General features: G+C 72.0%; 22 protein-coding genes, 1 tRNA gene and 2 pseudogenes. 18 read left to right on the top strand and 7 right to left on the bottom strand.

Features of this window, described 5'->3' with window-relative positions:
* Positions 1–115: 115 nt before the first annotated feature.
* The gene (locus tag ACFY0O_RS31275; RefSeq protein WP_388952882.1) at positions 116–1,342 is read right to left on the bottom strand and encodes a glycosyltransferase family 2 protein; all 1,227 of its coding nucleotides are present in this window, start codon (positions 1,340–1,342) and stop codon (positions 116–118) included.
* A gap of 167 nt (positions 1,343–1,509) precedes the next feature.
* Between ACFY0O_RS31275 and ACFY0O_RS31270 the strand changes: the two genes are divergently transcribed.
* Positions 1,510–2,694 carry a type III PLP-dependent enzyme gene (locus ACFY0O_RS31270; RefSeq protein ID WP_388952879.1) on the top strand — a complete coding sequence of 395 codons (1,185 nt, stop codon included), beginning with the start codon at positions 1,510–1,512 and terminating at the stop codon, positions 2,692–2,694.
* Between the two features lie 420 nt (positions 2,695–3,114).
* On the opposite strand, the gene ACFY0O_RS31265 is transcribed toward ACFY0O_RS31270, so the two are convergent.
* A complete protein-coding gene (locus tag ACFY0O_RS31265) occupies positions 3,115–4,068 on the bottom strand; it encodes an ArsR family transcriptional regulator (protein ID WP_388952877.1) in 954 nt (317 codons plus the stop codon).
* A gap of 95 nt (positions 4,069–4,163) precedes the next feature.
* On the opposite strand from ACFY0O_RS31265, the gene ACFY0O_RS31260 reads away from it, so the two are divergent.
* The 4 genes from ACFY0O_RS31260 to ACFY0O_RS31245 all read left to right on the top strand — a co-directional run bounded on the left by ACFY0O_RS31260 (position 4,164) and on the right by ACFY0O_RS31245 (position 8,752).
* Positions 4,164–5,435, top strand: coding sequence for an MFS transporter (locus tag ACFY0O_RS31260; protein ID WP_388952875.1), 1,272 nt, complete (start codon positions 4,164–4,166; stop codon positions 5,433–5,435).
* A 197-nt stretch (positions 5,436–5,632) separates the two neighbouring features.
* Positions 5,633–6,100, top strand: a complete 468-nt coding sequence (locus ACFY0O_RS31255; protein WP_388952873.1) for a hypothetical protein — start codon at positions 5,633–5,635, stop codon at positions 6,098–6,100.
* A 105-nt stretch (positions 6,101–6,205) separates the two neighbouring features.
* Complete coding sequence (locus ACFY0O_RS31250) at positions 6,206–7,429, top strand: alpha/beta hydrolase family protein (protein WP_388952870.1); 1,224 nt, start codon at positions 6,206–6,208, stop codon at positions 7,427–7,429.
* A gap of 222 nt (positions 7,430–7,651) precedes the next feature.
* Positions 7,652–8,752 carry a hypothetical protein gene (locus ACFY0O_RS31245; protein ID WP_388952868.1) on the top strand — a complete coding sequence of 367 codons (1,101 nt, stop codon included), beginning with the start codon at positions 7,652–7,654 and terminating at the stop codon, positions 8,750–8,752.
* 69 nt (positions 8,753–8,821) lie between these two features.
* On the opposite strand, the gene ACFY0O_RS31240 is transcribed toward ACFY0O_RS31245, so the two are convergent.
* Positions 8,822–9,991, bottom strand: a complete 1,170-nt coding sequence (locus ACFY0O_RS31240; protein ID WP_388952866.1) for a hypothetical protein — start codon at positions 9,989–9,991, stop codon at positions 8,822–8,824.
* 406 nt (positions 9,992–10,397) lie between these two features.
* Complete coding sequence (locus ACFY0O_RS31235) at positions 10,398–12,383, bottom strand: HEAT repeat domain-containing protein (RefSeq protein ID WP_388952864.1); 1,986 nt, start codon at positions 12,381–12,383, stop codon at positions 10,398–10,400.
* Positions 12,384–12,773: 390 nt separating this feature from the next.
* Between ACFY0O_RS31235 and ACFY0O_RS31230 the strand changes: the two genes are divergently transcribed.
* Entirely contained in the window at positions 12,774–13,304 is a 531-nt protein-coding gene (locus ACFY0O_RS31230) for a hypothetical protein (RefSeq protein WP_388952862.1), read from the top strand.
* A 145-nt stretch (positions 13,305–13,449) separates the two neighbouring features.
* On the opposite strand, the gene ACFY0O_RS31225 is transcribed toward ACFY0O_RS31230, so the two are convergent.
* Positions 13,450–13,977 (bottom strand): hypothetical protein, encoded by a 528-nt coding sequence (locus tag ACFY0O_RS31225; protein ID WP_388952859.1) that lies wholly within the window; start codon positions 13,975–13,977, stop codon positions 13,450–13,452.
* Between the two features lie 299 nt (positions 13,978–14,276).
* Between ACFY0O_RS31225 and ACFY0O_RS31220 the strand changes: the two genes are divergently transcribed.
* Positions 14,277–14,642 (top strand): MerR family transcriptional regulator, encoded by a 366-nt coding sequence (locus tag ACFY0O_RS31220; protein WP_388952857.1) that lies wholly within the window; start codon positions 14,277–14,279, stop codon positions 14,640–14,642.
* A 46-nt stretch (positions 14,643–14,688) separates the two neighbouring features.
* A complete protein-coding gene (locus ACFY0O_RS31215) occupies positions 14,689–15,690 on the top strand; it encodes an NADPH:quinone oxidoreductase family protein (RefSeq protein WP_388952855.1) in 1,002 nt (333 codons plus the stop codon).
* Between the two features lie 213 nt (positions 15,691–15,903).
* Here the strand turns inward: ACFY0O_RS31215 and ACFY0O_RS31210 are convergent.
* Positions 15,904–16,149, bottom strand: a pseudogene (locus tag ACFY0O_RS31210) (DUF4232 domain-containing protein); the annotation flags it as partial.
* Here ACFY0O_RS31210 and ACFY0O_RS31205 point away from each other — a divergent pair.
* The 10 genes and pseudogenes from ACFY0O_RS31205 to ACFY0O_RS31160 all read left to right on the top strand — a co-directional run bounded on the left by ACFY0O_RS31205 (position 16,142) and on the right by ACFY0O_RS31160 (position 24,679).
* The gene (locus ACFY0O_RS31205; protein ID WP_388953091.1) at positions 16,142–16,855 is read left to right on the top strand and encodes a response regulator transcription factor; all 714 of its coding nucleotides are present in this window, start codon (positions 16,142–16,144) and stop codon (positions 16,853–16,855) included. The pseudogene ACFY0O_RS31210 and the gene ACFY0O_RS31205 sit on opposite strands and share 8 nt — an antisense overlap.
* A gap of 16 nt (positions 16,856–16,871) precedes the next feature.
* Entirely contained in the window at positions 16,872–18,146 is a 1,275-nt protein-coding gene (locus tag ACFY0O_RS31200; RefSeq protein ID WP_388952853.1) for a sensor histidine kinase, read from the top strand.
* Positions 18,147–18,297: 151 nt separating this feature from the next.
* Positions 18,298–19,236 carry an NADP-dependent oxidoreductase gene (locus tag ACFY0O_RS31195; RefSeq protein ID WP_388952850.1) on the top strand — a complete coding sequence of 313 codons (939 nt, stop codon included), beginning with the start codon at positions 18,298–18,300 and terminating at the stop codon, positions 19,234–19,236.
* 271 nt (positions 19,237–19,507) lie between these two features.
* Entirely contained in the window at positions 19,508–20,116 is a 609-nt protein-coding gene (locus tag ACFY0O_RS31190) for a TetR/AcrR family transcriptional regulator (protein ID WP_388952848.1), read from the top strand.
* Entirely contained in the window at positions 20,113–20,460 is a 348-nt protein-coding gene (locus ACFY0O_RS31185; RefSeq protein WP_388952846.1) for a nuclear transport factor 2 family protein, read from the top strand. The genes ACFY0O_RS31190 and ACFY0O_RS31185 overlap by 4 nt, the downstream gene beginning before the upstream one ends.
* Before the next feature lie 425 nt (positions 20,461–20,885).
* A complete protein-coding gene (locus ACFY0O_RS31180) occupies positions 20,886–21,467 on the top strand; it encodes a flavodoxin family protein (RefSeq protein WP_388952843.1) in 582 nt (193 codons plus the stop codon).
* A gap of 116 nt (positions 21,468–21,583) precedes the next feature.
* Positions 21,584–22,731: pseudogene (locus ACFY0O_RS31175) on the top strand (serine hydrolase domain-containing protein).
* Between the two features lie 46 nt (positions 22,732–22,777).
* Complete coding sequence (locus ACFY0O_RS31170) at positions 22,778–22,909, top strand: hypothetical protein (RefSeq protein ID WP_388952840.1); 132 nt, start codon at positions 22,778–22,780, stop codon at positions 22,907–22,909.
* A 525-nt stretch (positions 22,910–23,434) separates the two neighbouring features.
* Positions 23,435–24,214: a hypothetical protein gene (locus ACFY0O_RS31165; RefSeq protein ID WP_388952837.1), complete on the top strand. Its 780-nt coding sequence runs from the start codon at positions 23,435–23,437 to the stop codon at positions 24,212–24,214.
* 117 nt (positions 24,215–24,331) lie between these two features.
* Positions 24,332–24,679, top strand: a complete 348-nt coding sequence (locus tag ACFY0O_RS31160) for a hypothetical protein (protein WP_388952835.1) — start codon at positions 24,332–24,334, stop codon at positions 24,677–24,679.
* Between the two features lie 66 nt (positions 24,680–24,745).
* Here the strand turns inward: ACFY0O_RS31160 and ACFY0O_RS31155 are convergent.
* Positions 24,746–24,818, bottom strand: a tRNA-Cys gene (locus ACFY0O_RS31155).
* Positions 24,819–25,483 lie beyond the last annotated feature (665 nt).

Raw genomic sequence — 25,483 nt, 5'->3', positions numbered from 1 at the left:
GTGGAACGGCAGAGGACGGAACGGACGGCAACACGGACGGACGGGAAGGCGGACGGGGGAGACGGACGGGCGGGGCGAGGACCGGCCGGGCGGCGGCCGGACGGGCGGCGCCCGGTCAGGCGGCGGCCGGGACCGCCGCGGACAGGAGCCGCAGGCCCACCCGCCCGGCCTCCCGGCGGACCGCGTCGCGGTAGGGCGCGGCCAGCCGGTCCACGCGCGGGAGCAGCCGGCAGACGTCGACGGAACCGTCCTCGAACGGGAGGGCGAAACCCGCCAGCGGCAGCACGTGCTCGAACACACCCTGCCCCGCGGCGAACCCGCCGGGCGCGAACAGCGCCTGCGCCTCGGGGTCGACGACGACGGGCCGCCCGTCGGGCCCGGTCTCGCCCTCCGGGGCGAGCAGGACTCCGGCGACGAGCAGCCGCACCCCCTCCACCGTTCCCACGACCACCCCGAGGCGCTGACCGTCCGCGGCCCGCGCGAGTTCCCGCTCCGCCTCGGGGTAGCGCCGGTCGGCCTCCAACCAGCCTCCGAACGCCAGGGCGAGTTCGAGGTCGAGGCGGGGCCACTTGCCGAGGTAGTAGCGGTTGGTCACGGTCGCCGAGCGGTCCTGACCGGCGAAGTCGCGGTGGTGCGGCAGGTGGATGCCCCGCACCCCCTGGCCGAGCACGATCGGGGTGCCGGTCCGGGCGATGCGCAGGCCCCACTCCTGGTCCTCCGCCCCCCAGCCGAGGAAGCCCTCGTCGAGGAAGAGGCCGTGCCGGCGGATCGTCGCGGCGGGCAGGGCCATGAAGCCGGTGCGGACGAAGGCCCAGGGGAAGCGGGCGAAGGCCGGCGCGCACTCCGGGTCCCAGCGCGGGTCGCGGCCGGCGGGGTCGGACTCGTCGAGCCGGCCGAACGCCGAGCGGTAGACCTCGTAGGGGCGCGCCGCGACGTGGTCGACGTCGTCGTCGATGACCGCGTCGTAGCCGAACACCTCGCCCTGGACGCAGATGTTCTGGCCGTGCTGGTAATGGCGTTCCCACAGGTTGCGCAGTGCGTCGGGGGCGAGGGCCACGTCCGCGTCGAGCACCACGACGACGGTGCCGCGGGCGTGCCGGATACCGAGGTTCCGGGCACGGCTGGTGTTCCACTCCTCCGCGGTGTGCACGGAGACGAGGTGCAGCCGGTCGGTGAACTCGGCGCACAGGGCCGTGAACCGGGGGTCGTACTCCATGGCCCCGACGACCACCTCGAAGTGGTCCGCCGGCAGCGTCTGCTCGGTGAGCGAGGTGAAGACGGCGCGGATGTTGTCCAGGCGCTGCCGGTACGGGATGACGATGCTCAGCCTGATGTCTGTCATGGCGTCACAGTAGGGACAGGGGCCGGTTTTTGGCAATGAAAGGTTGCCGATATTGTCAACGCCATGGCAATGTATTGCCAAGAGAGAACGGCCCCACCGCCCACCCCCTCCAGCCCCGTTACCACCCCACCCACCCCCCACCCCCTCCGCGCGTCTGGAGATCTCGCATGCCCCCGCCCGGCAGCCCGCGGCTGCGCGCCGCCCTCGCCGCCGCCACCGACGACCGGATCCTCCTCGACCTCCCCGCCATCGAGGGGGCCTACGACGCCCTGCTGCGCGAACTGCCCGGCGTGAGCGTCCGGTTCGCGCTCAAGGCCTGCCCCGTCGACGCCGTGCTCACGGCCCTCGCCGACAGGGGATCCGGCTTCGACGCGGCCGGCCCCGAGGAGATCGTCCAGGCCCTGGCCACCGGTGTGCCCCCGTCGCGCGTGCACTACGGCAACACCGTCAAGTCGGACGCGCAGATAGCCGCCGCCCACCGCCTCGGCATCCGCGACTACGCCACCGACAGCCTCCAGGACCTCGCGGCGATCGCCCGCCACGCCCCCGGCTCCCGCGTCTTCGTCCGCCTGGCCGCGCCCGGCGGCGGGGCGCTGTGGGGGCTCGGCCGGAAGTTCGGCTGCGCGCCCGCCGACGCCGTGGACCTCCTCCTCGCAGCCCGGGAGGCCGGGCTGACCCCGGCGGGCCTGTCCGTCCACGTCGGCTCCCAGCAGATGACCGCCGACGCCTGGCGCGACGCCGTCGACGTGCTCGCCGGCGTGCTGGCCGGGGCCCGTCGGCACGGCATCGCCCCCGACCACGTCAACCTCGGCGGCGGGCTGCCCGCCCGCGGCTACCGCGACCGCCGCGGCAACCCCCTCGAACCGCCCCTGGACAAGGTGTTCGCCACCCTGAGGGAGGGCATGCGGCACCTCACGGAGACCTCCGCCGCCCCCCTGGACTTCGTCCTGGAACCCGGCCGCCACCTCGTCGCCGACCACGGGGCCGTACGCGCCCACGTCGTCCGGCTCACCGGGCGCACCCGACCCGCGGACGAGCCGGACCACTGGCTGTACCTGAGCTGCGGCCGGTTCAACGGCCTGTACGAGATGGACGCGGTGCAGTACCCGCTGGAATTCCCCGGACATCCCGCCGCCGCGCCCCGCGTGCCCGCCGTGGTCGCCGGGCCGACCTGCGACGACGACGACGCGTACGATCCACGGGGCCCGGTCCACGTGCCCGCCGCCGTGGCGTCCGGCGATCCGGTCTGGATCCACGCCGCCGGCGCCTACACCGTCAGCTACACCACCCGCGGCTTCAACGGCTTCCCCCCACTCCCCGTCACGGTCCTCCACGCCCCCACCACCCCCTGACCCACCTACCGGACCGGGCCCCCGCAACCGCCCCCCCGCAACCGCCTGCGCGCCCGACCGCCTGCCCGCCCAACCCCGCCGGGGAGCCCGACGCGCCCGCCCGTCTGAGCGCCCCCCGCAACCGCCTGCCCGCCCAACCCCGGCGCGCGCCCGCCGGGGAGCCCGACGCGCCCGCCCGTCTGAGCGCCCCCCGCAACCGCCTGCCCGCCCAACCGCTTGCGCGTCCAACCCGTGCCCGCCCGTTCGTCCCTGGCCCGCCCCGGCAACCGCGTGCTCGCCGACCCGGCGCGCGCCCCCGGGTGCTGCGCCGACGCGCACAGCAACCCCCGCCCGTCCCCGGCGCGCACGGCCCCCCGCCGCCCCCGGCGTGCCCCGCCCTCCCGCCCGCCCCGGGCACGCCCCGCACCCGCCCCCCGGGGGTCAGTCCGCGCGCCCCGCGAGCCGGTCGCCGAGCTCGCTGCGCGCGTACAGCACGTTCCGGCCGGCCCGCGCCCGTGTCACCAGACCGCACGCCGCCAGCACCCCCAGGTGCTGCGACACCGCGCCCGGCGTAACCCCCAGCACCCGGGCCAGCGTCCCCGTGGACTCCGGCGTCTCCAGGGCGGTGAGCAGCGCGGCCTTCGGCCGTCCCAGCAGCGCCGCCAGCGCCCCCGAGGGCGGCGGCGCCACCGCTTCCCACAGCGTGGCGACCCCGCGCGCGGGATAGTCGACCCGCGGCACCTCCCCGATCGGCGCCGTCGCCTTCCTCCCGAACAGCGTGGGGCACAGCGTCAGCCCGGCGCCCGGCCGCACCCGGCTGTCCGTGCCCATCGGGTGCAGCCGCAGCACCCCCGACTCCCACCGCACATTGGGGTGCAGCCCGGCGAACAGCGCCGCCGCCCCGCCCTCGGCGAGCAACTGCGCCCGGTGCAGGATGTCCGCCTCCAGCACCCCGCGCATCCGCGGCCAGTACGGCTCCAACGCGGCCCGCCAGTACGCCTCCAGCGCGTCGGCGACACGGTCCCGCAGCGCCTCCGGGTCGCCCCGCAGCACCTCCGGCATCGGCTGCCCGAGATGGGCGGCGTCGAGGTCGCGCCGCACCGTCCCCGGATCGGTCGCCCGTACCTCCCGGAGCTCCTGCGCCATCTCCGCCATCCGCGCCCGCGGCCGCGGCGTGACGAAGTCCGGCAGCCAGCGCCGCTCACTGACCAGGGCCCCGAGGATCTCCCCGTCCAGCTGCGGCAGCACCTCCCTGACCCGGCGCAGCCAGCGCAGGTGCAGCGGGAAGTCACCGGGATCCCGCAGCGCCCACAGGCTGTGGCAGGTCTCCTGGAGCGGTGAGACCGCGAACCGGATGCTCGCGAGGTCGTCCACACCCAGCACGATCTCGATCACCGGCCGACCCCCCGCACGCTCCCCGCCCACCCCTCGTTTTAGCCCAGCCCTAAAAACCTAACAGTGACGGGCCTCCCCGGACTTCAGTGGGTGCCATGATCCTGCCTCCGCGCGGCCCCCTGCGGGTCTACGCCACCCTGACGTTCTTCGACTCCCTCGTGCCCGGCATCATGCTGGCCGGCGGGGTGCTCTTCTTCACCAAGGTCGCGGGGCTGGGCGCCGTCCAGGTCGGCAGCGGCCTGTCGGCCGCCACCCTCGCCGGCCTTGCCGCGGCACTCCCCGCGGGCCGGCTCGGGGACCGCATCGGACACCGCCGCCTGCTGATCGGACTCAGCCTGCTGCGGGCCGTGATCCTCGGGGGCTACCAACTCGTCGGCTCCTACCCGGCCTTCCTGCTGGTCGCCTGCCTGTCCGGCCTCGCCGAAAGCGGCGTCGCCCCCGTCCGCCAGGCATACCTCGCCACCATCACCACCCCGGAAAGCCGGGTCGCGACGCTCGCCTTCAACCGGGTCGTGCGCAACATCGGGGCCACGCTGAGCACCCCCGCCCTCGGCCTGGCCCTCGCCGTGGACGGCCCGTACGCCTTCCGGGCGCTGATCGGCGCCGGAGCGGTCAGCGTGCTGGCCGTCGCCCTGATCGCGACCCGCCTGCCGGAAACCCGCGGCGCCACCCCCGCCCCTGCCCCCGCACCGGGCCCGGGCCCGTCGGCCCCGAAGCCCGCCGTCGCCCGCGACCGGGCCGCCGGAGTGCTGCGCGACCGCCCGTACGTGGCGCTGTCGCTCCTCAACGGACTGCTCATCATGCACATGGAGCTGCTCGAGATCGGCATGCCGCTGTGGGTCACCGGCCACACCGGCGCACCCGCCTGGACCACGTCCGTCCTGCTGTTCACCAACGTCCTGGTGGCGATCGGCCTCCAGATCCGGGTGGGACGCGGCGTCACCGACGTCGGCTCGGCGTCCCGCGCCCTGCGCCGGGGCGGCTACTGCCTCCTGGCCGCGTCCGCCCTCTTCGCGGCCTCGGGCACGCTGGCCCCGGCCTGGTCGGTGGCGGTCCTGCTCGGCGCCGTGGTCCTGCTGACCCTCACCGAGCTGCTCCAGTCGGCCGGCTCCTGGGGCCTGTCCTACGACCTGGCCGACCCGGCCCGGCCCGGCGAGTACCAGGGGGTCTGGAGCCTGGGCACCCAGCTCGTGCGCGCCTGCGGCCCCCTCGTGGTGACCCTGGCCCTGTCCTCCCTCGCCCACCTGGGCTGGCTGCTGATCGGCACCCTCTACCTGGCGGCGTCCACCGTCCCCCACCTCCTGACCCGCCGCCCCGCCCTCCCCACCCCGCTCCCCACCCCAGCCCCCCAACCCGCCCACTCCTGACGGCGCCCCCACGAACACGGCCCACACATCCCACGCCACCCCGCCCCCCATGCCCGCCCCCCAACCCCCCACTCCCCGCGAACACACCACGCGCACCCCCACCCCCTGGCGCCTCCTCACCACCGGCACACCGCCCGCGTAGTCTGCGGATCGCCCGACACCCCGACACCCCCACGCCCGCCCGCCCCGGAGGAGAGATGAACCGACGCGTCCTGAGCGCCGCGCTCCACGTCCCGCTCCCGCCCGAAGAGGCGTTCCGGCTCTTCACCGCCCGGGGCGAGCGGGACTGGGTCCCGGGCTGGGAACCCGTCTTCCCGGTCGAGACCCCCGACGACACCGCACCGGGAACCGTCTGGCTCACCGCCTCACACGAAGAGGAGACGACCTGGCTGGTCGTCTCCCGCGACTTCCCGCGCTCGGTCTCCTACGCCCGGATCACCCCCGGGGTCCGGGCGGGCACGGTCACCGTCGCCCTGACCGCGAACGGCGCCGGGACCGGGGCCGGGGCAGGGACCGGGACCGGCAGCGAGGTCACGGTCACCTACGACATGACCCCCCTCACCCCGGCCGCGGCCGAGGCGCTCGACGAGTTCGCCGCCGCCTACCCGTCCTTCATCCGCTCCTGGGCCGAACTGATCACCGCCCGCATCGGCCCCGGGGCGTAAACCCGTAGGCCGATGCCGCGCACGACGGACACGTGACAGGGTCCCCCCATGCCCACGGCAGGCCCGTGACGGCACAGTTGACGATCCACCACCAGGGGAGGGCCCTTGTCCACCACGCCGATCAGCCGGAAGCGCATGACGCGCCGCAGCGTCCTGGGAGCCGCGCTGGCCACCGGGGCCGCCCTACCGCTCGCCGCCGCCACCGCCCCCGCGTGGGCCACCACTGCCCCCGCCAACGCCCCCGCACCGGCCCGCCTGACGCTGCCCGAGCCGACCGGCCCGCACCCGGTGGGCACGGCCACGCTGCACCTCGTCGACCGTTCGCGCCCGGACGCCATCGCGGGCCCCGGGCACTTCCGCGAACTGATGGCCACCGTCTGGTACCCCGCCCGCGACGCCGGGCGGTACCCCCGGGCGCCCTGGATGCCGGCCGGCGCCCTCCAGGCGTTCCTCACCGACGTCGGCTTCCCCGACCTGGTGCCCGTGGGGCCGCTCACCGCCGGGCGCACGGGCGCTCCGGTGCTGCGAACGGGCGGCCGCCGGCTGCCCGTGGTCGTCTTCGCCCACGGCGCGCACAGCCACCAGGGCGACCACACCGTCATGGTCCAGGAACTCGCCAGCCACGGATACGCGGTGCTGACGGTGGCCCACCAGTACGACTCGTACACCGAGTTCCCCGACGGCAGGGTCGCCGTCCCCCTGTTCAACCCGCAGGCACCGACGCTCCCCGCGGACTTCGCCGCCGACCTCCGCTTCCTCCTCGACTGCGTCGAGCAGCTCGCCGCCGGCCACAACCCCGACGTCGACGGCAAGCAGCTGCCGGCCGGACTGCTCGGCTCCCTCGACCCGCGACGCACGGGCGCGCTGGGCTGGTCGAAGGGCGGCACGGCCACGGCCTGCGCCATGCTCGCCGACGAGCGCATCCGGGCCGGGCTCAGCCTCGACGGCCCGATGCAGATGAACCCGCCGCTCACCGGCGACCTGGACCGGCCCTTCATGATGATGTCCGCCCAGTTCGCCCGGGCCGCCAACCCCGCGGCCGCCGCGTTCTGGCCGCACCTGCGCGGCTGGCGGCTGGACATCCAGGCCCAGGGCGCCGTCCACATCTCGTACGGCGACAACGAGGCACTGTTCCCTCAGGTGGCGAAGGCCAGGGGCTGGAGCGCGGAGCAGCTCCGGCAGGCGATCGGCACCCTCGACCCCGATCAGGCGGTCCGGATCCAGCAGGCGTTCCCGCTCGCCTTCTTCGACGAACACCTGCGCCACCACCGCAGCCCCCTGCTCGCCGGCCCCTCCCCGGCCTTCCCGGCGGTGACCTTCCTCCCCTGACCCCCGCGCTCCCGACGGAGGGCCCCGCCGAGGGCGGCCGGAAGCACCTCCGTCGCCGGACGACGCGAACTCACCCCGCCCGACTGACCGCCCCGGGGCCCACGTCCATCCTGCTGCCTCCCCCACCCGGGGGAGGCCGGACGATCCACACGGCGGATGTGTCCGGCCCCGCCGCCGAAGAGCCTTGCAGCACCGTCAAAAGGCTCTACGGAGGTCACGGTGATGGCAGTTCCACCCCACCCGAAGGTCCACACACCCCCCGGCCCCCCGCCGCCGTCCCCACGATGGCCGGACCGGGCACCCCGACTGGCCGCCGCCTGGGCCGCGGGGTACGCCGCCGTCGAGATCACCTGGGCGACGACCGCTACCACCGTGCCGTGGAAGGCCCACGCCTCCTACGCCCCGGCCGTCCAACTCCTCCTGGCCGCCCTCGCCCTCCTCGCGGGCGCGGCGTCCCTGGCCCCCACCCGCACCCTGGCGGCGACGGCGCTGACAGCCACACTCCCGGTGTTCGCCATCGGAGCGATCGGACTGCCCGTCCACTTCGTGACACTGGTGACCCTCTCAGGCGTCGAGAGCGCCACCGGCCTGGCCCAGGTACTGCTCAACACGGCAGGCGCCGCCCTGCTGTTCCTCGTGCTCCTCGCCCACCGCCGAAGGCTGCGCGGCGACTGCCCCCGCTGCGGACGGCCGCACCCCGTCCCCACCGACGAACCGCTCGTCCACCCGGCCCCCACCCGCCCGTCGGCCAGGACCCGGACGGCGGCCTACCTGCTCATGTGCGGGCTGCTGCCCTGGGCAGGGGTCAAGACCATCTGGCTGCTGGGCGGCGACGCCCTGGGCGTGGCGGCCGCCGACTGGCAACGGACGACGGACGCCGGCGCGTCGGGGCCGGCCAAAGCGGCCGCATCGGTCGGGGTCGACATCACCGTGGCGGCAGCGGCGGTCGGGGTCCTCCTCCTGCTGGGGCTGCTGCACCCGTGGGGCCAGGTGTTCCCCCGCTGGACCGCCTTCTTGTCCGGCCGCCGGGTCCCGCGCCTGCTCCCGCTGCTCCCCGCCTGGCTGACCGGCATCCCCTTGACCCTGTACGGCACCCTCCTCGTACTCCTGGCCCCGCTCATGGCCACCGGCGCCCTGCCCGTGCTCCAGCCCTCACCGCCCTTCACCACCAGCTCGGGCGTCACCTGGATGGTCGAGTTCGGCGGCCTGGCCTTCGCGGGCCTCGGCCTCGCCCTCCTCGTGGCCGCCCACTCCTACGCCACCCGCACCCGCCCACGCTGCCCCACCGCCGCACGTCCCCCACAGCTCACCCCCGCCCGCTGACGAGTCGTCACCGACGAAACGGAACCCACATCAAGGCCGAACCGTTCACCACCTGGACCGTCTTCGACCTCAGCGGCTGACACCTGCGCCCCCGCCAAGACCCGGCAGCACCTCACCGCCCCCATCCGCCACGTGCGACACGGTGTGCAGCAACTCCAGCCGACGCCGCGCGGCGTCCGTCGCCCCCGGCCGCTGCCCCGGAACCCGGCACCGCAGGGACACCAGCCGAGGCCCCAAGGCCCGGGCCCGCTCCGGGGCCCGGACGGACTGCCACTGGTGGTGCGCACGGTCCACGGCGGCCTCCACCTCCGGGGCGTCCGGCGGCTGGTGCCGGGTGAGCCGGGCCTCGCCCGCCGCCATCCACAGCTCGCAGCTGCGCGCGGCATCGCCGGCGAGGTGCGCGAGGTCGGCACGGACCTCCAGCCAGTGGATCGCCTGGACCGACCCCGGGCCGTACGTCCGCGCCGCCCGGCCCTCCCACTCCACCGCGAGCGCGGCCGCCCGCTCATGCTGCCCCGCACGCGCAGCGGCGAGGATGCCCGGCAGGGGATCCGCACCCACCTCAGCGGCAACGGAAGCAGCAGGAGCGGACACGGCGTCCTCCGCCGACCCCATCGCGAGGAACAACGCCTCCTCGGACCCGACCTGGGCGGCTGCGTGCGCATGGAGCTCGGCCGGCGGCGGGGTCAGCCCACTCCTCCACACGGCGGCCACGGCCTGCAGATAGGCGGGGGCCGCCACCCGGTGCCGGGGCAGCGAAGGAGCGACACGGCCGTAGAGCGATATCCCGTGGCCGAGCAGGAGACCCCCCGTCCGGACGCTCGGCCAGGTGTCGGGGGCCGCCACCAGATCGACCAGCACGGTCGTACTCCCCGCCCGCCGCGGCTTGAGCTCACTGACCAGCCAGGACCAGGGAAGCCCCGTGTACCGCAGGGTGGGCGGCGTGGCACGGGCCAGAGCCAGGTGGATCCCGTACTGCTTGCTGTCGAGCTGGAGCTGACCCGCGAGGATCAGCGTCAACGGACCCGGCGCGGCCGCGGCGGCCCGGATACGGGTGAGGACCGTCTGCTGGTCGACCGGATCGGCGAGTTCGACGATGGTCCCGGCGGCAGTGCCGGTCAGGGACGCGGACGGGCAGGCCGCCAGGGTGGGCAGGACGCGCGTGGCGTCGATCAACCGCCCCTTGCCCGCCGGCGCGGCGGCGAGCAGCAACGCGGTCCCCGGTGCAGTCGTGATCACACCAGCACCGTACGCCCAAACTCCCGCCCCCGGACCCGCTCACCTCCTCCACCACCGCGACTCACGGCGCAGGATCTGGCCGCCCGGCCCGGTCCGACCCCAGCCGAGGACCTGCTCCGGTGCCTCGCGACTGCGCTGAGCATGGCAAGCCCCAGACGCTGGACGCCTGCGAACTGGCCGCACTCACCACCATCCCGCTGCGCCAGGTGCCACGACGCCCACCCCCGGAAACCACCGACGCCGCAGCTCTCCTGTGGAAGGCACGCCGGCTGTCCGCCACCCAGGCACGCCCCATCTCCGCCGCGCACACGGCTGCCCGGTAGCGACGGGCACTCGACCCGCGACTGGACGACGAGGCGTCAGCAGAAGCGGCCGCCGCGCCGGCAAGGGAAGCCACCAGGACCGGTCACCCGCAGACGGCGAGCAGCTCGTCCACCGCAGCACGGATCTCATCGTCCTGGGTGAAGCCGCGCCAGGCGCCGCTCACGCGCAGCCGCCGGTCTTGACGGGGCACGGCGTGCAGCAGCCGAGCGGCGGGCCACGCCGCCGGGCCGATCTGCGCAAGGTGACGCACGGCCGGGAGCATGACCGGAAGGTAGTCGCCCTCCTCCAGGCCCCGCAGGACGGTCACCAGCGCCGGCACGGCGGTCTGCGTGTCACCGGTCACGGCCCACAGGGCGTGGGCCGCACCGACCCGGGCCCAGAGGTCGGCGTCGGTGGTCATCGCCCGGAGCCGGTCCGCGAAGCGGGCGCCGTGCGGGCCGAGCCCCGCAAGCCTGCTCAAGCAAGGACGCGGGATGCCCCCCTCCCCCGAGGCCCTTTCGAGCGCCTCCAGGACCGGCTCCGGCCCACCACCGACCTTCCAGTAGGACCAAGCCGCAAGCTCGGCATCCGCCCCCTTTTCCCCCGCCCGCCCCAGCAGCCGCTCCCGGGCCCCGCTGCCCGCTGGCCCGATCCCGGCGAGGGCCAGCGCCGCAGCATCCCAGTGCCGGTCGTCCTCCAGAAGGCCGAGCAGCACCGGCACCGCCGCCTCCGCCGCAGGACCCCAGCCCGCGAGCACCTGGCAGAAACGTTTCACCACCTGCTGGTCCGTGCTCGTACCGAGCTGCTCGCAGACCACCGGCAGCAGCCGCTCCACGTGGTCCGCAAGACCGCCGAGCACCTCACCCAGCGAGGGGAGCACCGCATGGTGCCATCCGGCGGTGGCGGGATAGCCGGTGGAGTGCGACGCGAACCCGGACCGCCGCCCACCGGACGCTCCCACCAGCTCGATCAGGCCCGGAAGGCAGCGCGCATCGTTCATCCTGGCCAGTGCCCACACCGCCGCCTCGCCGACGGTCTCCTGCTTCCGGGTCGACCGCGCGGCCTCGTCGCCCAGCAGCGCGGCCACCTCGTCGGCATGGGCGGCGGCAGCCGGACCAAGGCAGGCCAGCAGCTCGGCCGCCCGGAACCGCACCTCGCAGGCGGGGTCGTTGAGACGCGCCGCGACGCGCGGGAGAAGAACAGAGACGGGAGAACACCACTCGCCCAGCAAGCCGGCCGCCTGAACCAGAGCGCCGGTCCTCTGCTCTTCGGCGGGATGATCGTCCAGCAGACCGAGAGCGAAGCCGGCGCCCGGCCCGGACAACAGGGCTGCCGTCCGCCGCTGGACCCCCCGTACCCCGCCGTCCATCGCCGCGGTGTGGCGCCACAGCTCGACACCGGGGTCCCGCACGGCCTCCAGCAACAGCTCCAGCCGCTGCCCGGGAAGGTCCGGCTCACTCGCGGCGAGCGCGTGCACCGCGGCCAGGCGCACCTGGGGCTCCGGGGCGTCGAGCAGCCCCCGACAAAGGTCGAGCACGTCGTGGGCACGCCCGCCCGCGGGCTGTCGCAGCACGGCCTGGCCGAGCGCGAGGATCACGTCGAGCCGGGTCGCCGGATCCTCCTCGACCTCCCAGCGCTCCAGCAGCGACGGCAGGACCAGCTCCCCAGGACTCCCGCAGCCCCCGACCACACCAGCGGCACCCCGCCGAACCCACGCCTCAGGATCCCCCAACAACCCCAGCACCTCGGGCAAAGCCCGATCCCACGCCGCCCGCCACCCGGCATCGAGGAACCGCTCGGGAACCTCCTCCGCCTCCGAGGCCAGCCTCCCCACCAGCCGCATCACCGTACGACGACACGTCACCTCAGGAGCCGCGGCAAGACGCAGCAGAAACGGCAACGCGGCCGATGCGGCGGAGCAGACCCAACCACCCTGATGGAACAACAGGTTGAGCAGCCCATCCGCCGCGCCCCGGGCATCACCCGGATCCGCCCCCGCGCACCGGCGCAACAAGCCGGGCACGTCCTCAGCCGACCCGTAGTTGTGCTCCAGCCCCGCCCAGCCGACACCATCCAACCCCACCCACACCCACGCGACCCTACCTCCCGCCCCCTGAGCTGCCTGTCCGAGGCCGCGTTTAGGGTCTTGGGGTGATCCAGCCTCTGACCGGACCTCCTACCTGGAGGCACGCCCTCGCCGCGTTCCTCGTGGTCTTCCTGATATCCGCCTGTTGGTACGGCTTGCAGCCGGTCCCGCAGGAGTGCGTCCTACTGCTCGGCGGGGGGACCAGCTGGAAGGAGGCATACCGACAGGCACTCGAGTCAGGGGTGTGTGAAGAGCCGGCCCGCTGGAGGACGTGGGTCGACTGACCCCGCCGACACGACGAGCCCAGGCCCGTCCGATCCCGCCCTCGCCCGATACTCGGTTGGCCACCTTCCGGACGGCCCGGATCATGACCAGATGACCTCACGAGGACCCATGCGCGACGAGGAGTTCTGGCAAGCCTGCGTCGATGCGAAGGAACAGCTGGCTCGTCGGCAGTCCGAGTTCTTCCAGCAGGCAACCAGCAAAACGCAGATTCTCGATGCCGCCCTGTCCGCCGGCGGTTGGCAGCGAGGGGCAGCCCTGGCGTTCCTGGCGGAATTGAATGACGACGTCGCCCTCCTGCCGCGACTCGTCGACCTGGCGATGAGGCCCGCCTGGGCCCGACAAGCGCGCCGGGCCATCGTCAACATTCCTCGCGAGCAGCTCTTCCCGAGCCTCGAGAGGGTTCTCACGGCCGAGCTCGATCAAGTCACCGACGAGGACGACGACTACTACAGCCTCTGGGTGGCACTCCTGGCCGAAGCCGAGGCATGGTCCCTGCTCGCCCAAGTGGCCAAGGCGGCACAGAACTCATCCAACCCCGACGTTCAACACGTCGCCGCATGGACCGCTCAGACATACGGAGCATTGATCACGGCCCCTACCGGTCCCAGACGTCCGGCGCGGCGACACGGAGAGAACTAACCCTTTCATCAAGCAAAGAGCAGAATGCCCGCGACCGGACCACGCCCCCCAAAAAAGGGACTGACTGAAACGAGACAGGGCCTCCATCGAGCTCGGATCGGTCCACCATCCGAGCCACTCCGGGAGGCCCCGCCATCGCGGACGACTAACCCATCAGGGGCGAGCCCGTGAGCTGCCAGGTGAAGGAGCCCTTGCTGTCGCCTTCGACGTCGTACACGACCGTCGCGTCGCCGGACCACTGCTTCTTCGGGTCGAGCGTGGCCGACACGGTCAGGCAGTCCAGATCGCCGGTAGCCGCCGCGTTGATACGGGTCGTGACGTCACAGGTCTTGCTGCCGACCACGGTGTCGACACCACCCGGTACCCGGCTCTTCAGCCGGACGGTCACCTTGAACGAAGTGAAGCGCTTGCTGGTGAGGTCGGACTGGCCATCGCTGATGAAACTCCAGTTGACGCCGGCCTTTCCCCGGACCTTGCCACCCGGGAGCGCCTCGATGCAGGTGGGTACGTACAGCTGCGCCTCAGGGATTGCGCCGGGCATCGACTGAATCCGGCTGTTCTCGACGGTCGTGCACGTTTCTGCCGCGCTGGCGGACTGTGAAACGGAGATGATCCCGGAGAAGGCGACCGCGGCCGCACCGACGGCAGAGGCCCGAAAAATGCTACGGTTCATGGCTTGATTTCCCCCCATGGAAATACGAAATAGAGGCGGCACAGCTCACGAGGAAGCGAATGCGGTTACAGAGTTGATCTTATGTGGTGACCCCGCTCCTGGACAAACGGAATACGAGGGCAATCTCGCGTACATGAACGCAAAGGGCAACGGACGTCATTATCCGCCACTCGGCGGCCCGCCCCATTGACCCCGCGACCCAACCGAGGCGCACCCCCGGAGCCGAACGAATCCCAGGTCTTCACCTCGTCGCACCGAGTGCCGGAAGTTTGCCGTGCCCTTGGACGTTGGCCGCATGTATGAAGATCGGCGATGCTTCCAGAGTCAGCGGCGTGAGTGCGCGATCGTTGCGGCACTACGAGGACGAGGGCTTGATCCTCCCCGGCCGGTTCAGCAACGGGTTCCGTGACTACTGCCAGTCCACCATCGACCGGGTGCTCGTCATCCGCTCGCTGCTGGAGTCCGGGCTGCCCGTGCGGCTGATCAGGGAAGTCCTGCCCGGCCTCACCGACGGATCCGACGCCGGCACCGATGTGGTGTGCGCGGAGTTCCTCCTCGAGGTGCAGAGCCATCGCGATCGGCTCGCGGCCCGCATCGCCGTGCTCAGCGATCAGCAGGCGGCCCTCGACGCCTACCTGCGAGAGGCCCGTCGTACTGATCTCTGACAGCCGCTTGACCTTGACGCAAGTGTCAGGCTCCTACCTTCGATGCATGGAGATCAACAAGCAGCAGACCGTACGAGCACTGGTCCAGCACTCACACCGGGGACCGAAGGACCTGGCTCTCACGACCGATCACCCCCGCCCCACCCCGGGGCCCGGGGAGTACCTGATCCGCGTCGGCGCAGCCGGGGTCAACTTCGCCGATGTCATGCAGACCCACGGCACCTACGGAGGAGGCCCACAGGCACCCTACGTGGCGGGCTTCGAGGCCGCCGGCGAGATCGTGGGGGTCGGCCCGGACGTCGAGACTCCGCTGCAGCTCGGCACTCACGTCGTCGGAGCCGGACCGGGTGCCTTCGCGCAGTACATGACGATGCCGGCCGCGGGGGTGCTTCCCGTGCCGTCCGGCTGGAGCGACGCCGAAGCCCTCGGCCTGGTGCTGAACTGGGCCACCGCCTTGGCGGCACTGAAGCCGCTGGGCGAGACCAAGGCGGGTGAGGTGGTCCTCGTACATGCCGCGGCCGGAGGTGTCGGGCAGGCCGCCGTCCGCCTCGCCCGCCACTACGGCGCACGCGTGATCGCCACGGCCTCACCGGGGAAGCACCACACCGTCAAAGCGCTCGGCGCCGACGAGGTCCTGGACAGTCGGCGCCCCGATCTGGCCGAGGAGATCACCCGTCTGACCGGCGGTGTCGATCTGGTCCTGGAATCGGTGGGACAGGCCACGTTCAAGACCAGCCTCTCCGTCGCCAAGCCCTTCACCGGACGCGTCGTCGTGTTCGGCGCCGCCTCCGGCGACGCCACCCTCACCACCCACGACCTGGTCTTCACCCACCAGGTCCAAGTCAAGGGTCTCCACATCGGTGCACTGGCGGCCGCCGCCCCGTCCCTCTACCAGTCGTTGCTCGTCGAACTCGAGGCCCTTATCGCCGACGGCGTGTACCCACCCGGTACTCCCCACGTCCATCCCTTGGCCGAGGGACCGGCGGTGCTGCAGCAACTCGAAGCCGGCCAGACCCTGGGCAAGCTTGCCCTCGATCCCTGGCGCTAGGAACGCCCGTGCTTCATCGGAATGCTCCGCCGTCCCCCGAGGGGAGACGTCGGCTCGTGCAGCGTCGTCAGAAAAGTGGTCGGCGTCCCAGATCGCCTTTGAACTCCAGGCCGACACAAGAACAAGGGAGCACGCGGCGGGTACGTCCACCTGCATTCTGCCGTCGACGGCTTCGGCCGACTTCCCTGCACCGAAGCACTGCCCGATGAGAAACATGTGGGTCTCGTTCGGCGGCGTCACCAGGATGTCGGTCGGGTGCGCGAGGCTCTTGCCGCTGCCGTCGATGGTGTAGGCGAGATCGAAGACAGCGGCTTCGCCCGGCTTGAGCGTGGTGACGCGCGGCTGGGCCTGCCCGCGCGCGACGGGGGTCGAAGTGTGGTCGGCGTCCTTGATGTCGACGCCCGCGAAGCCCGTCGCCGAGCACGTGCCCGAACCCCGGTTGACCATCGTTATGTTGATCCTGCCGGAACTCTGGTCAGGAGCGGCGTTCGTAGCCTCGACGGCCAGGTCCGCCGTCTTGGAGCGGTACGGCTACCAGGTCGCGCTGGCCGCGAACGGACTCGACGGCCTGGAGGCGTTCCGCGCAGGCACGCACGACCTGCTGATCCTGGACGTGATGCTGCCCGAGCTCGACGGCATCGGGCTCTGCCGCCGGATCCGCGAGGAGAGCCTGGTCCCGGTCCTGATGATGTCCGCGCGCGGGGACGCCCTCGACGTGGTGTCCGGACTGGAAGCGGGCGCCGACGACTACGTCGTCAAACCCGTCGACACCCCCGTCCTCGTCGCCCGCATCCGGACGCTGCTGCGCCGCGCCACCTTCCGGCCGGCCGCACCGACAAACCCCGCAGTCGTCCCCGCCGATGCCGGGACCACCCCCGGGGAGCTGGTCTTCGGGGACCTGTCCGTGAACACCCTCGGTCTGGAAGTACGCCGGGCCGGCCGGCCCGTTCCGCTGACCCCCACCGAGCTGCGGCTGCTGCTGGAGTTCGCGGCGGCTCCCGGCGCCGTACTCGACCGCCGGCGTCTCCTGAGGGACGTGTGGGACTACGGCTGGGAGGGCGACACCCGGGTCGTGGACCTGTGCGTGCTGCGGCTGCGCAAGAAGATCGGAGCCGAGCGGATCGAGACCGTCCGGGGCTTCGGCTACAAACTCGTCCGCGGCTGAGGGGCCGACCGCACCCATGGCACTCTTCAACCCGCGCGCCCTCCGCTGGAAGATCGCCGCCTTGACCACGGCCGCCTGCTGCGCGGTGGCCGCCGTGATCGGCGTCCTCGTCCACCAGGCGATGGCCGAACGGAGCGACCACACCGGCGACGAACGCCTCTCCTCCCGCCTGGCAGCCGCAGAACGCGAATACACCCGCACGGGCAGCGTGCCGCTCGACGTGGAAGTCCTCACCCCGGAACGGTTCGACCCACCGCTCGCGCGGGCGCTGGCCGCCAAGGACCCGGCCGCTCTGTACGCGACCTGGAACGACCGCAAACCCCCCAACTGGTACTGGATGTGGGCGGCCATGCCCGTCGAAGGCGGCCGGGTACTCGTCGCCCGGACGGACATGAGCTCCGAGGTACGCGGCCTCCAGCTCCTGGACCGCAGCATCGTCAAGGCCGTGCTCGCCGCCCTCCTGGTCGTCGTACCGCTCGCCGCCCTGGCCACCGAACCGATGAACCGCAGGCTGCGCCGGGGATCCCGCACGGTCCGGGCCATCGCCGACGGCGACCTCGACGCCCGCATCGGAAGGGGCGGCCGGGCCCGCGACGAGATCACCGAGATGTCGGCCGCAGTGGACGAGATGGCTGCCGCCCTGCAGCGGAAACTGGAGGGTGAACGCCGCTTCACCGCGGACGTCGCACACGAACTGCGCACCCCGCTGATGGGGTTGTCCACCGCCGCCGGGCTCCTCCCGGAGGGCGACGAGGCGGCCGAGCTCGTCCGGGACCGTGCCCGGGCCCTGAACGGGCTGGTCGAGGACCTCCTGGAGATCTCCCGGCTCGACGCCGGAGCCGAACGCGCGCGGACCGACGCGGTACCGCTCGACGAACTGGTCACCGACATCGTCCGCCGCACGGGGACACCGACCACCGTGACGGCCCATGCCGCCACCCTCCTGGAGACCGACCCGCGCCGGGTGGAACGGATCGTGGTCAACCTCGTCACCAACGCCCACCGCCACGGAGCCGCCCCCGTCGAAGTCACCGTGGAGACCACCGCCAAGGGCGCACGGATCCTCGTACGGGACCACGGCCCCGGCTACCCCGCCACACTGCTCACCGAAGGCCCCCAGCGCTTCCGCACGGGAAGCCCCGAGCGGGGACGCGGTCACGGACTCGGACTGACCATCGCCCTCGGACAGGCGGCCGTCCTCGGCGCCACCCTGACCTTCGCGAACCCCCCGGCCGGCGGCGCCCTCGCCACCCTCGACCTACCCAACGCAAGCGCCCCGCCCAGCCCCTGAAACGAAGCACTGCCGGACGATCGCCGAGTACGCCGGTGACGCGTCGAAGGGGAGGGCCCGCACCGGGCCGCCCGGACGACGCGAGGAGCAGGCCATACTCCGTCATCAAATTAACTGTTCAACTAATCCTCCCGGTGCAATGATGATCTTCATGACGACGACGCGTGTGATCATCCAGCGGAGCATCGGCGGCTCCGAGGTGCTGGAACTGGCCGAGACGCCCCTTCCCGTGCCCGGCCCCGGTGAGGTGCTGGTCCGGGTGCGGGCCACGGGCATGAACCCGGCGGACTGGAAGGTCCGGGTCGGCAAGGTGGACTTCTTCGGGCCGCCGCCCTACGTCCTCGGCCACGAGTTCAGCGGCACCGTGGAGCGGCTCGGCGAGGGCGTGGACCGCTTCGCGGAGGGTGACGAGGTGTACGGCTGGACCGTGCCGCCGCACGGCAGCCACGCCGACCACGTCGTCGTTCCCGAGGACCGGATCGCCCCCAAGCCCCGCACCCTCGACCACGTCGGCGCCGCGGCCCTTCCCATCTCGGGCTTCACCGCCTACCAGGCCCTGATCACCCTCGCGGAGGTGGGGCCCGGCCACCGGGTGCTGATCCACGGTGCGGCCGGCGGCGTCGGTCACCTCGCCGTCCAGATCGCCAAGGCCCGCGGCGCGTACGTCATCGGCACGGCGAGCGCCGCCAAGCACGCGTACCTGCGGGACCTCGGCGCCGACGAGCTGATCGACTACACGGTGGCGGACTTCGGCGAGCTCCGCGACATCGACGCCGTACTGGACACCATCAGCCACGACTACGGGCCGCGCTCCCTCGGCACGCTCAAGCCGGGCGGCATCCTGGTGGACGTGGTCGGGGTCGGCGTCGACCGCACCGAGGTCATCGCCCGCGCCACCGAACTGGGCGTGCGTTTCGTGGAGTTCTTCCTCGAGCCGACCCCTGCCGTACTGACCGACTTCGCCGCGCTGATCGACGGCCACGGCATCCGGCCCACCATCTCCGAGACCCTTCCGCTCACCGAGGCGGCGAAGGCGCACGAGCTCAGCGAGACCGGGCGGGTCCGGGGCAAGATCGTGCTGGTTCCGTAGGGCGCGTACGCGCGTGGTCAGCCGGTCGAGGTGCCGGCGCCGCCGGGAGGCCGCCGCCGGCTGCGGTGGGCAGGCCGTACACCTGATCGGCCTCCGCCTTCAGCAGGGCCTCGATCTCGTCGCCCGGCCGCCCGGGCAGGGTCAGTTGGGCCGGCACTAGCCGCTACGCAGGTCCACGGATGCGCGACACGCGTGTCGTCCCGCCCGTTGGGCGGGCGACGGGACGGACCGGCCGCGCCGCCGTGCTATTTTTGTGAGCGATCGTTCAACTATGGGGGTGTCGGTGGGCCGCAAGCAGCTCTGGGATCAGGCGGACGTACTGGCCCGCGCCATGCGACTGTTCCGCCGCAGCGGCTACCTCGGCGCCTCACTGCGGGACATCGAGGAGGCGACCGGACTGCATCCGGGCAGCCTGTACCGGGTCTTCCAGAGCAAGGAGGGCCTGTTCTGCGCCGCACTGGACGCCTACAACGACCAGGTGGTGCAGGCCCGCGTCCGGGCCCATCTCCTGGAACCACCGGACCCTGTGGCGGGCATCCGCTCGTTCTTCACCTCGACGTTCGAGACCGGCCTCGATCCCGATCCGGGATGTCTCCTCACCAACACCGCGGTGGAGTCCTTCACCGTCCCGCAGGCCGCCGCGGGAGTGCACCGAGGGCTGGAGACGATCGAGTCCGGCTTCGCCGACGCGCTGACGCGCGCCCGCGCTCTGGGCCTGCTGTCGGCTGATCTGGACGTCGAGGTGTCGGCAGCCCGGCTGCTGGCGCTCTACCAGGGCCTCCTGGTGCTGGTCCGGGCCGGCGCCCCCGTCACGAAACTGCACACCATCACCGATGGCGCAATGGCGTCGATCGGCTCCGACAAAGAAGGACAGCGATGAGCGACTCGCAGCAGCTCTGGACGAACTACGCCGCGTGCTGGTCGGCCGACCCCGGCGAGCGGCCTGCCGCACTCGGCGCGGTCGCGGTCGAAGACGTCGCCTATCGGGACCCGGGCACGGAGGTGAGCGGGCTGACCGAGCTGGCCGCCTACATGGCCGGATTCGCCGGAGCCTTCCCCGGTCACCGGTTCCGTATCGACGAGGTGGTCGAGCACCACGACCGGTCGCTCGCCCGGTGGACCCAGCTCGGCGAGCACGACGAACCCGCCATGGCGGGCGTGAGCACCGCACTCCACCGCGACGGCCGGCTCGCTGACATCACCGGCTTCTTCCTCCCCGCGTAAACGGACCCCGCAGCCTCAGCGAGCCCGTCGCCGCCCGCCCCCCGCCACTTCGGCGGCCGGGCGGCGCACACCCATCGCAGTCATCGACCACCGGACCGAGCTGAACCGAAAGATCACACCAAGGACACCGAGGACGCCGAGGACGCCTTCGCGTCAGCTCACGAAGCTGGGCTGACCCGGTACGCAGTTTCCCCGGGAGGGCGGGCCTCGACCCTGCGGCGCCTGCCCGGGACGCGACGGACAACGGCGGCTGCCTTACGGTGACGGCGTGACGGCCCTGATGGCGGCTCTCGCAGCACACGGCGCTGCTCCGCGTCGCCGAACACATGCCGGCGACGATCCCGGGCTGGCCGACGAGGCGGAATAGCTCGCCGGGGCCGGTGGTTGGCAGCGCTGATCGTCGCTGGACCGACCTTGGAGCGCCCGTGTCCCGTTCTTTCCTCTTCCTCCTCGCCAGCGCCCGCCCGGATGGCAATTCCGAGCTGCTGGCGCGGGCCGCGGCGCAGCAGTTGGGAGCGGACACGGAGCAGACGTGGCTGGACCTGACGCGGCTGCCGCTGGCCGACTACGTGGACGAGCGGCACGCGCCGGGCGGGCCCACCGACGGGGACGAGGTCGAGGCGGCGCTGCACCGGGCCACGCTCGACGCCTCGGACATCGTCATAGTCTCGCCGCTCTACTGGTATTCGGTGTCCTCCTACGCCAAGCGCTACCTGGACTACTGGTCCAAGTGGCTGTCCACCCCGGACCCCACCTTCAAGGCGAAAATGGCCGGTAGGACACTTTGGGGCGTCACGGCCATGGCGCACCAGCAGGAGGAGGTCGCGGAGCCGCTGCGGCTCACCCTGCACCACACGGCGGCGTACATGGGCATGCGGTTCGGCGGGGTGCTGCTCGGGAACGGCACCCGGCCGGGACACGTGCTCGCCGACGAGCGGGCGGCAGCACGGGCCAAAGCGTTCTTCGCCCGCGAAGCCCCCCTCGCCCATTTCCCTTACGAGGCGTAGCGCCGGGTCCCGGGGCTACGCCTGCGTCTGGAGGGTGATGATGTGCGTGTGGTTCCCGTCCTCGGGCCTGGGCCGGGAGTCTGTCTTTCGACAGCATTCTTCTGGAAGGTGGCCGGATGACGACTCTGCATGACCTGCTCGAGGCACACGTTGGCGCCGGTGCCCTGCCGGGAGCGGTCGGCCTCGTGGCCCGGGGTGACCAGGTCGAGGTCGCGGCTGTCGGCGCGCAGGACGCCGGCGGCGGCGTCCCGATGGCGAGGGACTCCATCTTCCGGGTCGCATCGATCACCAAGTCCGTCACTGCCGCCGCATTGCTGATCCTGGTGGAGGAGGACGCGATCGCCTTGGACGACCCGATCGGGACGCGGCTGCCGGAGGTGGGGAAGCCGGTGGTCGTACGCACGCCGACGAGCCCGGTGGACGATGTGGTGCCGGCCGACCGGCCCATCACCGTATTCGACGTGCTGGCCTCCCAGGCCGGGTACGGCTTCTCCTCCGACTTCACACTGCCGGCGGTGCAGGATCTGTTCACGGTGCAAAAGGACGGACGGGTGCCGAGCAACTTCCCGCCGGCCGACGAGTGGATGGCGGCACTCGGCCACATCCCGCTGCTGTACCAGCCGGGCGCTGCCTGGCTGTACGACACCTGCTCCTTCTGCAGGGCATTTTGATTTCGCGGGTCACCGGACAGCCGCTGCCGGAGTTCCTGGAGGAGCGGATTTTCGAGCCGCTGGGCATGGTGGACACCGGTTTCGAGGTGCCGGCCGCCAAGCGGGGTCGGTTCACCAGCTTCTACAGGCCAGGCGACGACGGCGCCCTGGAGCTCGCCGACGGCCCGGACGGCGAGTGGCACAGCCTGCCCGCCCTGCCGCTCGGCAGTGGCGGCCTGGTTTCGACCGCCGACGACTGGCTCGCCTTCTACCGGATGTTGCTGGCCGGCGGGGTGGCGGCCGATGGCCGCCGGGTGCTGTCGGGCGACTCCGTCCGCATGATGACCACCGACCATACGAATCCGACGCAGCGCGACATCGGCCGACTCTTCCTGGAGGGGCAGGGCTGGGGCTTCGGCGGCTCGGTGGACATCGACAGGACCAATCCGTGGAACGTGCCCGGCCGCTACGGCTGGGTGGGCGGCACGGGCACAGCGGCGCACGTCATCCCGGCCACGGGTGTCGTCACCATCCTGCTGACTCAAGTCGCAGCGATGGGCCCCGTCCCGGCACCGCTGATCAGGGAGTTCTGGCGGTACGCGGCGAACGCCTGACACACGCATCCCACTACCGTCGCCTCACGGGGCCGCAGCTGACCGGGTGGCGAATCCGGACCCCGACGCATGGTGGCTGAAGCCGAATGAGGCATTCGCCGCCGCCTACTCCTTCCTCAACGAGCCGGCGGAGCCGCTGCCCCTCTTCACCATCCGCGACGACACCGCCCCCGCCTGAACACCCCGGGTCCGGCGCGTGTCGGCAGCGGTGGACGGGGACGGCAGCTCAGCCTGACGGCTGAGTATCGACGGCCTCAGCGGTGGCGAAAATCGTGAGGCATAGAGACGGTCGCCATATGAACGCGTCGCTGATCTCTCCGCTGAGGGCTGCCGTTCGCCACCGGTCGGTGATGTCATGCCAGGACGCGATGTGGGCCCAACGGTCGGCGCCGGCCTTCTCCCGGTCGTACATCAGCTCGAAATCATAGACCCGGCCACTGTCCGACAGGAGAACGCCGATCTCCGTGCAGGGCCCGTGTCCGTTGTCCTCACAGCCGTGATCCGGTGGGTGTGACCATGCCCATTGGCTGCCCCAGCGCCCGATCAGGACCACCCGGGCACAGCGGCATGTATGGCGGATGGCACCCCGCCACACATCGATGCGGACATCACTGTGGCATCACTACCCTCCGCCGGCCGGTACACCCGCACGCCAGCAACGGGCTTCTGACGCCTTGCACGGTCTTCTGAGTAGGCTGCTGCGATGACGGAGCACCTTGGTTTCGGCGCGATGCTCGCGCGGCTGCTGGACCACAGAAAGCTCACCGGGCAGGAGCTTGCCGACCGGGTCGGGCTCACCACCATTGAGGTGCGCGCCGTGCTCGCGGGGGAGACCCCAGGCGAGAGGCTGCTTCGGCGCCTTGCGGCTGCGCTGGGGCTCCATGCCGTCGATCTGTTCATCCTTGCGGGACTGGAGGTCCCGGACGACATGGCGCCGCTGGACTCCGCAGCCTCGCGGTGGGTGCCATACGTAGTGATGGATGCGGTGCACCTCCCAGCGGCGGGCCGTCGTGAACTCATCAAACTCATCCGTGCACTGCCGCAGGAGGAACGTTATACCCGATTCGTTCAGAAAGAGTTTGCACCGCGCACCGGCGGTCCGGGCAGTTGGGCCGTCCGTATGCTCCAGTACCGCAATCTGGACTGGATGGGCATGGCGAAGACGCTGGCGGTGGTGACGCCCACGTACCTGTCGGCGGCCACTTACGGTGTGATCGGCGCTGGTTGCAAGGAACTGACGCCCCGCTTGGTGACGGACTTCGCCGCTCTGCTGGGGATCGACGCCTACGAACTGGCCGCGCTAACGGGCATTGTTCTGAGCGAGGTGCCACGCCCTCCCAGCTCGGAGGCCGTGGACGCCGCGGCGCTGCTGTGGGAGGTGCGCCGGCTGTCTGCCACCCAGGCACGACACATCTCCGAGCTGGCGCGCACCATGAGTGAGAACTCCCGCGAGGGATACCTCATCAACCTGCCTGGAACGTGACGTCCACCGGCACGTGCTCGCGGGGCCCGAAGTGCAGCATGCCATCTTTTCCTGTCTGAAGCTGGACACTATTTTGAATCACTGTTTTGTGGGCTGGTTCTTTCGAAGGGGCGGGGCATGGGCTACGGAGCCGAGCAGCGGGAGATCGAGCGGGCGCTGCGCCAGAAGGCGCTCGAAGGCGCGCCCACATTGGAGATGCTCACCTGGCTGAGAGGCGACCTGGAGACCCGCATCAGCGATCCGGTCGACCGTGACGGCGCGATCTCCTTCTGCATGATCGTGACGTTTACGACGGTCTTCGACCTCGGCCTCACCCCCGGACGGTTCATCGCCTCCTGGGACCGGTTCGGAGGCCACCTGGACGACGAGGAACTGGTACGGAGACTGGGCCCGCTGATCCTGGCACCGGACGTGGAACCACAACCCTGCGAATGCGACGCCAACTGCGGGGGGTACTGGGTCTGAGGACAAGCCCGCCCAACAGGCCGCAGCTTTGCCCCCGTGAATCGGGGTCACCGTGAGGGCACGCGGTGGGGCGGACCGGATTCGAACCGGCGTCATCCCCCTTGCAGGGGGGTGCGTCGACCTCTGCGCTACCTGCCCCACCGCGGCCTGTACAGCCTATGCCAGCCCTCAAGCGGCTTCTGAGTGTTGACGGGGCCGGTGCTGGCAAGCGTCTGCATGGCCCTTTTACCCCGGTCGCCGGTTAGGCCGTGGCCGCCCCCGTGCAGGCCGGGAGGTTTCCGCCGTTGGGTTTCCAGTGCTGGAGGCTTCGCTGCCGACCCCGTCAAGAGAAAACCTAACCGGCACCACTGACACTGGTGCGGGCGCCCGCGGAGCGGGCTGGTCCTGAAGGCGAAGCCGGAAGGATCCGGGTGGGGGAGCGGAGCGGACCCGCCCAACGGGCCGAAGGCCCGGACTCCGTGAAACGGAGTCACTCAGGCCTGCGAAGCAGGCCGTTCGGCTGGAGCGCAGCGAAAGCCGAACAGGTCCAGAGCGCAGCGCAGGACTCGGGCCCGAAGGGCCGGCCCCGGCTCGGCGAAGCCGAGCCCCGCCGAGCGTAGCGAGGCGCTTCGCTGCCCCAGAGCGAAGCGGAGGGGCAGGCGCCGAAGGCGCTCGGCCGAGCGCAGCGAGGCCGGTCTCTCCTGAGCGCGCAGCGCTCAGGTACCCGGAGCGAAGCGGAGGGTACCGCCGCCGAAGGCGGCACCGCTGAGCGCAGCGAAGCGGTTCTCTCCTAGGCGCGCAGCGCCTAGGTACCCGCTCCGCGGG

Source organism: Streptomyces sp. NPDC001594, from assembly GCF_042893675.1.
In the GTDB taxonomy this organism is placed as follows: domain Bacteria; phylum Actinomycetota; class Actinomycetes; order Streptomycetales; family Streptomycetaceae; genus Streptomyces.
The sequence above is the reverse complement of the archived record's forward strand: the minus strand, read 5'-3'. Positions and strand labels throughout refer to the sequence as shown.

Bases quoted from the DNA above. Each gene is read 5' to 3' on its own strand.
- ACFY0O_RS31275 (WP_388952882.1), bottom strand. From the start codon at position 1,342: ATGACAGACATCAGGCTGAGCATCGTCATCCCGTACCGGCAGCGCCTG.
- ACFY0O_RS31270 (WP_388952879.1), top strand. From the start codon at position 1,510: ATGCCCCCGCCCGGCAGCCCGCGGCTGCGCGCCGCCCTCGCCGCCGCC.
- ACFY0O_RS31260 (WP_388952875.1), top strand. From the start codon at position 4,164: ATGATCCTGCCTCCGCGCGGCCCCCTGCGGGTCTACGCCACCCTGACG.
- ACFY0O_RS31255 (WP_388952873.1), top strand. From the start codon at position 5,633: ATGAACCGACGCGTCCTGAGCGCCGCGCTCCACGTCCCGCTCCCGCCC.
- ACFY0O_RS31245 (WP_388952868.1), top strand. From the start codon at position 7,652: ATGGCAGTTCCACCCCACCCGAAGGTCCACACACCCCCCGGCCCCCCG.
- ACFY0O_RS31230 (WP_388952862.1), top strand. From the start codon at position 12,774: ATGCGCGACGAGGAGTTCTGGCAAGCCTGCGTCGATGCGAAGGAACAG.
- ACFY0O_RS31225 (WP_388952859.1), bottom strand. From the start codon at position 13,977: ATGAACCGTAGCATTTTTCGGGCCTCTGCCGTCGGTGCGGCCGCGGTC.
- ACFY0O_RS31220 (WP_388952857.1), top strand. From the start codon at position 14,277: ATGAAGATCGGCGATGCTTCCAGAGTCAGCGGCGTGAGTGCGCGATCG.
- ACFY0O_RS31215 (WP_388952855.1), top strand. From the start codon at position 14,689: ATGGAGATCAACAAGCAGCAGACCGTACGAGCACTGGTCCAGCACTCA.
- ACFY0O_RS31205 (WP_388953091.1), top strand. From the start codon at position 16,142: ATGTTGATCCTGCCGGAACTCTGGTCAGGAGCGGCGTTCGTAGCCTCG.
- ACFY0O_RS31200 (WP_388952853.1), top strand. From the start codon at position 16,872: ATGGCACTCTTCAACCCGCGCGCCCTCCGCTGGAAGATCGCCGCCTTG.
- ACFY0O_RS31195 (WP_388952850.1), top strand. From the start codon at position 18,298: ATGACGACGACGCGTGTGATCATCCAGCGGAGCATCGGCGGCTCCGAG.
- ACFY0O_RS31190 (WP_388952848.1), top strand. From the start codon at position 19,508: ATGGGGGTGTCGGTGGGCCGCAAGCAGCTCTGGGATCAGGCGGACGTA.
- ACFY0O_RS31185 (WP_388952846.1), top strand. From the start codon at position 20,113: ATGAGCGACTCGCAGCAGCTCTGGACGAACTACGCCGCGTGCTGGTCG.
- ACFY0O_RS31165 (WP_388952837.1), top strand. From the start codon at position 23,435: ATGACGGAGCACCTTGGTTTCGGCGCGATGCTCGCGCGGCTGCTGGAC.
- ACFY0O_RS31160 (WP_388952835.1), top strand. From the start codon at position 24,332: ATGGGCTACGGAGCCGAGCAGCGGGAGATCGAGCGGGCGCTGCGCCAG.